This is a genomic window from Pseudomonas tremae (assembly GCF_001401155.1).
GTDB lineage: Bacteria > Pseudomonadota > Gammaproteobacteria > Pseudomonadales > Pseudomonadaceae > Aquipseudomonas > Aquipseudomonas tremae.
This window is the reverse complement of the sequence record NZ_LJRO01000154.1, coordinates 1-2,289: the sequence shown is the minus strand read 5'-3', so window position 1 is coordinate 2,289 and position 2,289 is coordinate 1. Positions and strand designations below refer to the sequence as shown.

The following is a 2,289-nucleotide window of genomic DNA, read 5'->3' as shown; positions in this document are numbered from 1 at the left end:
GGATAGATGCCGCGGAAGCGTCGTGCATGTTCGGCACCAATGACTTCGGCCATGCGTGCATCGTGATAGACCTGCACGTCGAGCCCCCCTCATGAGGTCCATACGAGGCAACCCGATCAAATGCACACAACGCCTCAGCATGAGCAACACAATACCGATGAGCCTGCCAATGATAGATATAAAAAGAACAACCCCAGCGCACCCTGCCAACGGTCAGAGACATGACGCCAGCGTAAAGAAGACCGAGTTATTGCTTACAAAATACCCGACCACTCGAACGCATGCGTCATTCTGAAAAGCCAATTGTTACGAAAACTTCTCCAGCCTCATCATCGACAAGCGCTCTGGCCTGAGCGAAGGAAGATCCGAACTCGGATGCGAGTTTGGCATTCCAGCTTGCAGCTAAAGCGTTAGCAACATCGGCAGCCTCTTGGGTAGTCAGGTTTCCGAACAAACCAGTGATCTCGAGCAAATTCATCCAGAATTGATTTTTTGCCTTAGAGTTAGGGGTTTTCAACAGTGATTGGTAGTAGCTTTCGTCAAAATTATCGACAATAAAAACACACTCATCCACCACTTTAAACTCAGGCCAGTACAGCCTGGCCATCCACAGCGCAAAGTCAGAAGGTAAATGCTGCGTATGATAGATGGCGTGAACGTAATCAAACCCCGTAACAGTATGTTTAGTGTTAGCGGCCCGAAAAGATTGGAAGTCAAAAATTTTAGGGTTTTCCATGTTTAGCTCCTTGGATACTCATCAGGCGTAGGTTCACGCACGCGCCCCTTATCTATATATACTTGTCCAGTATCTGGATTGACGTTAATTTCACTTGCCTTGACATTCGGCCGCTGAATCGGCCCATGTTCTTTCCCAGCCCCTCTGTACTGTTTCCAAGTCCCATCCTCATAGTAAGTTGTGTACTGGCCAAGCCTTCCTGGCTTTTCAAGAATCGTATGTGCCCGCCCTTCAGCCTCAGGGTCCTGCGATGGCGGTTTATTTCGAGACTTTATACGAGGCGCAGCTACCGGCTCCGGTACAACCCCCTTCGCCCGATCAATCACAACCGTCTGCGATCCGCTCCCAGCCCCCTCAGCATGTCCTTCTGCGTGAATACGCGCAATCTTGAGATGACGCCCCAGCTGTTCCAGCACTTCGCCAAGCTGCTTGAGTGCTGGTGATAAATGCGAGCTGACAGCAACGACACGTGCTGCCAGCCCAACACCACCGGTCAGGTAGACCAGTAGCGCGGCGAGCACGATCTCGAAAACCATACCTCCGGTCAGTTGGAGGATAGATTCGTGGTTTTGAATCTTGACGTACTCTTTGGCGAAATGCGCCAGAGCAAGCTGACTTTCATTGTCCTGAAAAATATAACTCGCGACTTCGTAGGCATGCGCCATCTTTTCGCGGCTGATCGTAGCGGGATCAAAACCCAGAGCTTCTGCCAGCTCACGGTGCTGAGCAGCAGAATATTGCTCGATAAAAGAATCGAGCCAACTGCCACCCGGCAATACTTCTGCGTTCCATGCCGACACAGCAGCACTGGAGAGCGCATCAAACGGATTGATCAGGTCTGAAAATTCTGCAACCGATTTGACGAGACCCCATGCGCCATAAAGAAACCCCTTGCCCAACGCTGCCCCGGCATAAAAAGTGTTGGCTGCGCCACTGCGTTGCTCCTGAATCGTTTTTAGCCGATCAGCCTCCAGCCTTTCCACGTTGAGAATCTCTCTCAACACTCGTTTCAGCTCTATGCGAGGCGCACTTGGCTGCTTTTTGGACTCAAACCAGGGATGCAACTGAACCTTGTGCTCATGCCCCGCGATAACCTGGCTAAGAAAGCTCTTGGAATCGAGTTCTCCCTGAATGACTTTGCCGTCAGCATGAGTAATACCCCACGAGCAACCCGTCAGGCGCTCACCGTTACTCCAGAGAAAACGAATGCCTATAAGGCAGCTAACCTGCGGCTCAGCACCGTGAAACGTTCTTGGTAGAGGATTTTCCCAGGTGTACTTTGATGCCCGAGGTGCAGGCCTTGGCTTGCCGGACTCTTTATGCCGACATACGCTTGGAGTGGGCGAATAATTGCCTCTGGTGTCGTAAACACCCATTACGATGATTCCCTGAATCAGCGACCTTGCATCTGTGTGCGGAGACGTGCGGTCAAGCTCTCGCACAGCGAGAGAAGTTATCTGTGCGCAGTCCGAGGGGCTGAAAACAGGGGAGCGAGTCTAAGGACTGGCGCTAAGGCGTCGAGCCTTGAACAGCGTCGGAGTATTGCCAGACAG

2 protein-coding genes and 1 pseudogene are annotated in these 2,289 nt (G+C 51.8%); all 3 read right to left on the bottom strand.

Translation table 11 applies throughout. From position 1 onward, the window contains the following. Positions 1-83: pseudogene (locus ALO43_RS28675) on the bottom strand (DUF1249 domain-containing protein); the annotation flags it as partial. A gap of 203 nt (positions 84-286) precedes the next feature. Continuing rightward, the gene (locus tag ALO43_RS11390) at positions 287-736 is read right to left on the bottom strand and encodes a hypothetical protein (RefSeq protein ID WP_005888472.1); all 450 of its coding nucleotides are present in this window, start codon (positions 734-736) and stop codon (positions 287-289) included. A gap of 2 nt (positions 737-738) precedes the next feature. After that, positions 739-2,112, bottom strand: a complete 1,374-nt coding sequence (locus ALO43_RS11385) for a polymorphic toxin type 24 domain-containing protein (protein ID WP_054997520.1) — start codon at positions 2,110-2,112, stop codon at positions 739-741. Between the last annotated feature and the right edge of the window lie 177 nt (positions 2,113-2,289).

Bases quoted from the DNA above. Each gene is read 5' to 3' on its own strand.
- ALO43_RS11390 (WP_005888472.1), bottom strand. From the start codon at position 736: ATGGAAAACCCTAAAATTTTTGACTTCCAATCTTTTCGGGCCGCTAAC.
- ALO43_RS11385 (WP_054997520.1), bottom strand. From the start codon at position 2,112: ATGGGTGTTTACGACACCAGAGGCAATTATTCGCCCACTCCAAGCGTA.